This window comes from Acidovorax sp. (assembly GCF_046341535.1).
Lineage (GTDB): Bacteria > Pseudomonadota > Gammaproteobacteria > Burkholderiales > Burkholderiaceae_C > Acidovorax.
Map to the genome: position 1 here is coordinate 1 of NZ_JBKDRI010000130.1, position 8069 is coordinate 8069.

At 63.7% G+C, this 8069-nt stretch carries 6 protein-coding genes; all 6 read right to left on the reverse strand.

The features are described from left to right. Window positions 1-451 precede the first annotated feature (451 nt). Window positions 452-1324 (reverse strand): acetyl-CoA carboxylase, carboxyltransferase subunit beta, encoded by an 873-nt coding sequence (gene accD / locus ACK543_RS09285; RefSeq protein WP_409942567.1) that lies wholly within the window; start codon window positions 1322-1324, stop codon window positions 452-454. Between the two features lie 134 nt (window positions 1325-1458). Then, window positions 1459-2268: a tryptophan synthase subunit alpha gene (gene trpA / locus ACK543_RS09290; protein ID WP_409942568.1), complete on the reverse strand. Its 810-nt coding sequence runs from the start codon at window positions 2266-2268 to the stop codon at window positions 1459-1461. Beyond that, the gene (trpB, locus tag ACK543_RS09295) at window positions 2265-3551 is read right to left on the reverse strand and encodes a tryptophan synthase subunit beta (RefSeq protein ID WP_409942569.1); all 1287 of its coding nucleotides are present in this window, start codon (window positions 3549-3551) and stop codon (window positions 2265-2267) included. The genes trpA and trpB overlap by 4 nt, the downstream gene beginning before the upstream one ends. Continuing rightward, window positions 3529-4260, reverse strand: a complete 732-nt coding sequence (locus tag ACK543_RS09300; RefSeq protein WP_409942570.1) for a phosphoribosylanthranilate isomerase — start codon at window positions 4258-4260, stop codon at window positions 3529-3531. Before ACK543_RS09300 ends, trpB begins: the two co-directional genes overlap by 23 nt. Then, window positions 4257-5078 carry a tRNA pseudouridine(38-40) synthase TruA gene (truA, locus tag ACK543_RS09305; RefSeq protein WP_409942571.1) on the reverse strand — a complete coding sequence of 274 codons (822 nt, stop codon included), beginning with the start codon at window positions 5076-5078 and terminating at the stop codon, window positions 4257-4259. The genes ACK543_RS09300 and truA overlap by 4 nt, the downstream gene beginning before the upstream one ends. 55 nt (window positions 5079-5133) lie before the next feature. Continuing rightward, the gene (locus ACK543_RS09310; protein ID WP_409942572.1) at window positions 5134-7749 is read right to left on the reverse strand and encodes a FimV/HubP family polar landmark protein; all 2616 of its coding nucleotides are present in this window, start codon (window positions 7747-7749) and stop codon (window positions 5134-5136) included. Window positions 7750-8069 lie beyond the last annotated feature (320 nt).

The following is an 8069-nucleotide window of genomic DNA, read 5'->3' on the forward strand; positions in this document are numbered from 1 at the left end:
AAAAACGGCAGTTGACCGCTTGTCATCTTGCCGCACACCGCGTGGACTCGAGCCTTGGGTTGTTTTTGCAGCCTCACCTTTGGGGTGACAGCGCTATGCACTTGCCAGCGCCGCTTTTGGAGCGCCATGCGGTGTTGCTCCGCCATGCAGGCACGAGCCTGCCGCGTCGTCGCGCCTTGCCTGGCACCCCAACAGCAGCGCTGGCAAATGCATCCAACTGCCGTTTTTAGGTTAACAAAGCTCTGCATCTGCCTGACCAGCGCAAACCGTGGGGAGTGGCGCAGAGCTTCCTTGGGCGGTGTTTTACAAGGTCAAAAACCCGCATCGCGCATGCCAATCAAAGCTAAATTGCTACAAAGTTAATAGCAATCAAGCTTGGTAAAGCCTTGTTGGCCAGGGCCACGTAGGGGCGACCGGGTCGTGCGCCACCCGTATGGCGCGGGCGGCGGGCCTACGCCACCGAATCGGCGGGCAGGCGCTGGAGCATCGCCAGCGTATTGGCCACCGTGTTGCGCAGTTCCCGGCGGTCGCAGATGAAGTCGACCGCGCCCTTGGACTGCAAAAACTCTGCGCGCTGGAAGCCCTCGGGCAGCGTCACGCGAACCGTCGATTCGATCACGCGAGGGCCCGCAAAACCGATCAGCGCCTTGGGTTCCGCAATCACAACATCACCCACAAAGGCAAAGCCTGCGCTCACGCCGCCCATGGTGGGGTCGGTCAGCACACTGATGTAGGGAAGCCCCTTTTTGGCCAGGTGGGTCAGTGCTGCATTGGTCTTGGCCATCTGCATGAGCGACAGCAGGCCTTCTTGCATGCGGGCGCCACCGGTGGCGGTAAAGCAGATGAAGGGCACTTTTTGCTCGATGGCGGTTTCCACACCGCGCACAAAGCGCTCGCCCACCACGGAGCCCATGGAGCCGCCCATGAAGTCGAATTCAAAGCATGCGGCCACCACGTTGATGCTTTTGACCGCCCCGCCCATCACGACCAGGGCGTCGGTTTCGCCCGTGTTTTCGAGGGCCTCTTTCAGGCGCTCGGGGTATTTGCGGCTGTCCTTGAATTTGAGGGCATCCACAGGGAGGACTTCCTGACCAATCTCGTAGCGGCCCTCGGCGTCCAGAAACGTATCCAGCCGAGCGCGTGCACCAATGCGGTGGTGGTGGCTGCAGTTGGGGCAGACGTTCTGGTTTTGTTCCAGATCGGCCTTGTACAGCACGGTCTCGCAGCTGGAGCACTTGATCCACAGGCCTTCAGGCACCTGGCGGCGCTCGGTGGGGTCTGTCTGCTGGATCTTGGAGGGCAGAAGTTTTTCGAGCCAGGACATGGTTTTCCTCAGTGTGAATGGGCCAGTGGCCAGTGGCCTTGCAGCCTTGCAACTGGAGCGGACCGGATCAGCGGCGACGTGGGGCGCACCGCGCAGCCGACCCGACGCGCCGACCGGCAGCGCAACAAGCTATTTTATGCGTCGAGCGCCTTGCGCACTCCGCGCAGGAAGTCGATGGTGATGGGCACCACCTTGGCGTGCTCCTGTTCCTCGATCAGCTGGATGATCCTGCTGCCAATCACGACGGCGTCGGCCACCCGGCCGATGGCCTGGGCGGTCGCGGCATCACGAATCCCGAAGCCCACGCCAACAGGGATGTGCACATGCTGGCGGATGCGCGGCAGCATCTGCTCGACCGCTGCGGTGTCCAGCGCGCCCGACCCCGTGACGCCCTTGAGCGACACGTAGTACACATAGCCGCTGGCCACGCGGGCCACCTGAGCCATGCGGGCGTCGGTGCTGGTGGGGGCCAGCAGAAAGATCAGGTCCATGCCGTGAGCGCGCAGGCTGGCGGCAAAGGCCTCGCACTCCTCGGGGGGGTAGTCCACGATGAGCACGCCATCCACACCGGCCGCGGCGGCATCGCGCACAAAAGCACCGGCACCGTGCTTTTGGTCATATCGCTCCACCGGGTTCGCATAACCCATCAGCACGACCGGGGTGGCGCTGTTGCGCTTGCGGAACTCGCGCACGTACTCCAGCACCTGGGTCATGCCCACCCCCAGGCTCAAGGCCTTCTCGCCCGCCTTTTGAATGACCGGGCCATCGGCCATCGGGTCTGAGAACGGCACCCCGAGTTCGATCACATCGGCACCTGCCTCCACCATCCCGTGCATCAGCGCCGGGGTGATATCGGCAAACGGAAAGCCAGCCGTCACATAAGGAATCAGGGCCTTGCGGCCCTGGGCCTTCAGGGCTGCGAATGTCGCGTCGATGCGGCTCATTTGATCAACACCTTCACGGTTTGCTCGCCGCCCTTGACCGACTGGCCCTGGCAGCTGGGTCGGCAGTAAAAGTCGGCACCGCTGAGGTCGGCCACCGTGCCGATGTCCTTGTCGCCGCGCCCGGAGAGGTTCACCAGGATGGACTGGTCTGGCCGCATGGTTTTGGCCAGCTTCATCGCATAGGCCACGGCATGGCTGGATTCGAGCGCCGGAATGATGCCCTCGGTACGGCACAGGTAGTGAAAGGCCTGCAGTGCCTCGCTGTCGGTGATGCCAACGTATTCGGCGCGCCCGATCTCTTGCAGCCATGCGTGCTCTGGGCCCACGCCGGGGTAATCCAGCCCGGCGCTGATGCTGTGGGTTTCGGTGATCTGCCCGTTGTCATCTTGCAGGATGAAGGTGCGGTTGCCGTGCAGCACGCCCGCACTGCCTTTTTGCAGCGACGCAGAATGCCGGCCCGACTCCAGCCCTTCACCAGCGGCCTCCACGCCAATCAGGCGCGTGTTTGCAAATGGAATGTAGGGGTGGAAGATGCCCATGGCATTGCTGCCGCCGCCGACACAGGCGATCACGGCATCGGGCTGCTGCGCGGGCACTTTCTGGTCGGCCAGCATGGCGGGCATCTGCTCGATGCATTCCTTTCCGATCACGCTCTGGAAGTCGCGCACCATCATGGGGTAGGGGTGCGGCCCGGCCACGGTGCCGATGATGTAGAAAGTGTTGTCCACGTTGGCCACCCAGTCGCGCATCGCGTCGTTCAGAGCATCCTTGAGGGTCTTGCTGCCCGATTCAACGGGGACCACGGTGGCGCCCAGCAGCTTCATCCGGTACACGTTGGGGCTTTGGCGCTTGACGTCTTCAGCGCCCATGTACACAACGCATTCCAGACCATAGCGAGCGCAAATGGTGGCCGTGGCCACGCCATGCTGGCCTGCGCCGGTTTCGGCAATCACGCGCGGCTTGCCCATGCGTTTGGCCAGCATGGCCTGGCCAATCACGTTGTTGATCTTGTGCGCGCCGGTGTGGTTGAGGTCTTCGCGTTTGAGATAGATTTGCGCCCCACCCATTTCGCGGCTGGTGCGCGCGGCGTGATAGATCGGCGACGGACGCCCCACGAAGTGCTTGAGCTCGTAATTGAACTCGGCGAGGAACTCGGGGTCGTGCTGGTAGCGCGCGTAGGCGTCGCGCAGTTCCTGGATGGCGTGCGTCAGGGTTTCACTGACAAAGCTTCCGCCGTAGGGCCCGAAGTGGCCGGCTGGGTCAGGCTGTTGATAGGAGGTCATGAACATTCTTTGCAAGCTGTGCATCGGCCGCGCGCACGGCGGCTACGAAGCGTTGGATTTTGGAGGCATCCTTGATGCCCTTGAGGGGCTTGCCGTCGGGGCCGTCGGCCTCGACGCCAGAGCTGACATCAACCGCCAGCGTTTTGCAACGCGGACGGACTTGCAAAATGCCATCGGTCACGTTTGCAGGCGTGAGTCCACCAGACAAAACGAGGTGAGAGCTGACGCTTGGTGGAAGAAGTGACCAATTGAATGCCTTGCCGCCGCCGCCGTATCCCTCGACATGGGCGTCGAGCAAGATGGCCTGGGCCTGCGAATACTGATGGCAGTATTTTACGAGGTCGAACCCTGTCGCACCGTCGCCAAGGGGAATGCGTGCGGCGCGCAGGTACGGTCGTGCTCCATGCGCCGTGGCCACCTGGCATTCCTCAGGCGATTCGTCGCCATGGAACTGTGCCACCGACCCGGCCACCCGTTCGCAAGCGGCCATGACATGCGCGGCCGACTGGTTCACAAACAGAAGAACCGGCGTTACAAAGGGGGGCAGACGCTTGGCCAGTTCGCAGGCCCGCTCCACGGTAATGAACCGTGGGCTGCCCGGGTACATGTTGAAGCCGACTGCGTCCACGCCGGCTTCGACCAAAGCGTCGATATCCTGTTCGCGAGTCAAGCCGCAGATCTTGATGCGGGTGCGTGTCTGGGGTGTCATGGAAGCCAATCATACGCAGCCGTGCGCTCGGGCAGTCCCCACCGGGCGTCGTAGCACGGCCCCAGAAAATACAGACCGTCCGGTGAAAAGGTGGGGGCTGCCGCATCGCGCGACTTTGCCTGCAGCACCTGCCCCATCCAGCGGGAGGGCTTGTCGCCTTGCCCAATCGCGACCAGGCAACCCATGATGTTGCGGATCATGTGGTGCACAAAGGCATTGGCCTCGAATTCAAAACGCCAGTAGCACGGTGCCCAGGCCAGCCCCGGATGCGGCGTTTGCGCTCCTCGGCGCGTGATGCGGATGGGCCGCAGGGTCTTCACTGGCGACTTGGCCTGGCACGCCGATGCGCGGAACGATGTGAAATCGTGTTCGCCTTCCAGATGCGATGCGGCCTCGAGCATGGCGTCGTGGTCCAGCGGGCGGTAAACCCAGCCCACACGGCCTGCGTCGACGCTGGGTCGCACGGGCGACTGAAGCAGAACGTACGCGTACCGTCGTGCCGTGGCACTACCCCGTGCATGAAAGCCCTCAGGAACCACCTGTGCCCACTGGACCGCAATGTCCGGTGGCAAAAACGTGTTGGTTCCGCGGACCCACGAAGCGGCGGGTCGGTCGAGCTTCGTATCGAAGTGCACCACCTGCATCAGGCCATGCACGCCTGCATCGGTGCGCCCGGCGCACAGGGTGCTGACCGGGTGGGTGGCAAAGCGCGCCAGCGCTGCTTCGAGCTTGTCCTGAATGGTGTTGCCCGAGAGCTGGCTTTGCCATCCACTGTAGGCTTGCCCGTTGTAACTGACCCCCAGCGCCACCCGGGTCATGGGGTGGAACGTGGGGCGCAGTTTGATGGGGCCAATGGCTGGCAGGTACCGTAGATCAACCGAGGTCGGCCAGCATTCGCTGGGCGCGCGTCTTGAGCGCCCCCGTGGCTTCGGCTACCACCTCTTCGACGAGAGTCCGGGCGCCGTCGGTATCGCCGATGGCATTGAACTCTTCGGCAAGTGCGAGTTTGGTTGCGAGCGGGTCGCTCTTTGCAGCAGCAGAGCCATCGTCGTCGTCGTCCATTTCCAGTGACGGCGCAGCGGATTCGACCTGGGGTTGCGCCATCGGTTGCGCTGGCGCATTCAGGTCGAGCGAAAGACCGCCGAGATCAAACGTCATTGGGGCGGAATCCACAGGGTCGGCGCTCAAAGGCGCAGGGCCAGACGACGCCATCGAAAGTTCATCAACGGCCGGAAAGTCCAGACTGTCTGCTGTGGGCGCAGGTGCGATAGGGCTTGGCGCGGTCTCTTGTGGAGCCCATGCTGTTGAAGTCGAAGCTTGAAGATCCGGTCGAACGGTGGGGATTTCCTCAGAATTCGACGGGCTGCCTTCACGCCGTGTCGCGACAGCTGCTGCAGCCGCTGCAAAGCCGCCAGGCTGCGCTGGGGCGTTCGCGACGGCATTGTCGGGAAGGTCAAGGTCCAGATCCAGGTCCAGATCCAGATCGGGAGGTGTTGCTCCCGCTGCAACTGCAACCGCCGCCCCCGGATACGCTGCCGCACCCAACCCGGGTGGGATGGAGGGGATGTCATCGTCCGCCATGCCGGGGCGGCCACCGGGTTGATACAGGGGGTTGCCGGGATCCAGCTCACGGCCAAGATCGGTAATCCGCGCCCAGTCCGGGCCTTCGCCCTGAGTCAGCTTGAACACATCTTCCGCAACCACTTCGAGGGCTTTTCGATCCTGGCGTTTGGCGTAGATCTCGCCCAGCTTCACGTGCACGGAAACGCGGGCGGGGTTATGGCGGATGGCTTCCTTGAGGATTTCTTCAGCTTGCAGATCACGGCCGTAAGCGAGGTACACATCCGCCTCGGCCACGGGATCCACATCCCCGCCAGCGTCGAGCTGACTGGGCGAATAGGCCATGGACGAGCCGGTAGACGCGTCGCTGTTGGCGGTATCCACGCGCTGCCCACCAGAGGCACCGAAGAAGGAATCAGGCTGGATTCGACTTTCAAGGAACGAGCTGTCCACGCCACCTGCCTGCTTGCGGCGCTGGACCACACGGTAAGCCCCAAAGCCAAGGAGCACGGCCAGCAATCCAGCGGCGGTGAGCGGGAACGCTGGGTCCTCCATCAAACCATCTAGGAAGCCTGGCTGCGTCTGTGGCGGAGCATCGACCACAGGCGCAGGCGCTTGCACGGCTGGCGCCGGTGCGGCTGCCGGGGCTGGTACGTTCTCAGATGCGGCCGGTTCAGGGCTCGCTGCCGGTGGGGGTGGGCTGGCTGCCGCCGCGGGTGCCGGTGCGCTCGCCTCGACAGGGGTGGCTGGAGCTGGCGGCGCGGTGGGCGTGGCGGGCACGCCGGGCGCCTGAACAGCAACACCGCCTGGCGCAGGGGGCGCTGCGGCAGGTGCGGTACCCGCGCCCGCAGGTGCTGATGCAGTAGCGAGCTTGTTCAGATCGGTAATGTTTTTGGACAGCTCGGCCATGCGCTTGGCGGCTTCCTGTGCCTGCTTGTCCTTGGCGAGCTTTTCCTCGGCTGCCTTGGTGCCCTGCACGGATCCCTTGGACAGCGTCAACTTGTCTGGGGCAGCGGTGGCAGGCTTGCGGTCTTCCACCCGGGTTTGGACGGTACCCGCTGCCGAGCGTTGGGCTGCAGCGACCTCGGTGGACGGCACTGCGCCAGCCAGCTTGCGCCGGAACTCATTGAAATCACGCGCCTGTGCCGCGAGGATCTGGCGCGCCTCAGGCGCAGATGTGGCCTTGGCCGCTGCCTGATCGGGCATCTGTAGCACGGCACCCGCTTTGAGGCGGTTGACGTTGCCTTGAATGAAAGCATCGGGATTAGCGCGCACCATGGCGACCAGCATTTGGTCCAGCGAAACATCTGCGGGGCGATAGGCGTTTGCCAGCTTGCCAGCCGTGTCGCCTGACTGAACGGTGACGCCATCGGCGGGCGCCGCACGGGAAGGCGCGGGTGCGGCAGCCGCAGGGCGTGCAGCGGGCGGTTCGGCAGGGCGAGGCGTTGCCTGGATGACCGAGGTCTCGGTGACTGGGGCAGTGATCTGCGGTGCTGCCGTCACTGCCGGAGCGGGGCGGCGCAGCGCGGGGGGATCGAACAGCATCGTGTAGCTGCGAACGATCCGGCCAGCCCCCCAATTGGCGTCGAGTACGACGTCCAGGAACGGCTCGTTCACGGGCCGATCGCTGCTCAGACGCAAAAACGCCGTGCCGTCTGCGCGACGCTGCAGCTGATACTGAAGGTTGCCCGCGAGCGACGTGTATTCCATGCCTTGGGCTCGAAACACCTCTGGCGCTGCCGACGCGGCACGCAGGTTGTCTGCCTCGGCGGCCGTGATTTGGGGGATGTCGATTTCGGCGCGCAGTGGCTCGCCCAAGGCAGACTGCACGGTGATGCGGCCGAGGGCCAGTGCGGACGCGTCAGCCGAATAAAAACCGGCCGACACTACGGCCGCAGCCGCCAAGACAGAAAATTTCCAACGATGCATGTTTGCCAACAGCTGAAGAGGTTTTTGAGCGGCTCGGTCGAGCGGCGTCTTTTTTTGCATGGTCTGATCCCGCCCCGGCACGTGAAGATAGGTAAAAAGCACCATAGCATCAATGTGTTGCAGTGACAAGCTGATGTGCCGCGGAAGCTTTGGAGGGGCCTGGGACGCCCCCAATTGAGCGGTCCCAGTGTTGCCAATTGCCAACGCCAGGTAACCGGTGGTGTGCCGGTGGACCAAGGTGGCAAGGGCTTGCACCGAGTGCTGCAGGCGATTGAACCTAAAAACGGCAGTTGATCGCTTGTCATCTTGGCGCACACCGC

What these genes read in the sequence shown, in the direction of transcription:
- ACK543_RS09300 (WP_409942570.1), bottom strand. Translation starts at nt 4,260, where the DNA reads ATGACACCCCAGACACGCACCCGCATCAAGATCTGCGGCTTGACTCGC.
- accD (WP_409942567.1), bottom strand. Translation starts at nt 1,324, where the DNA reads ATGTCCTGGCTCGAAAAACTTCTGCCCTCCAAGATCCAGCAGACAGAC.
- truA (WP_409942571.1), bottom strand. Translation starts at nt 5,078, where the DNA reads ATGACCCGGGTGGCGCTGGGGGTCAGTTACAACGGGCAAGCCTACAGT.
- ACK543_RS09310 (WP_409942572.1), bottom strand. Translation starts at nt 7,749, where the DNA reads ATGCATCGTTGGAAATTTTCTGTCTTGGCGGCTGCGGCCGTAGTGTCG.
- trpB (WP_409942569.1), bottom strand. Translation starts at nt 3,551, where the DNA reads ATGACCTCCTATCAACAGCCTGACCCAGCCGGCCACTTCGGGCCCTAC.
- trpA (WP_409942568.1), bottom strand. Translation starts at nt 2,268, where the DNA reads ATGAGCCGCATCGACGCGACATTCGCAGCCCTGAAGGCCCAGGGCCGC.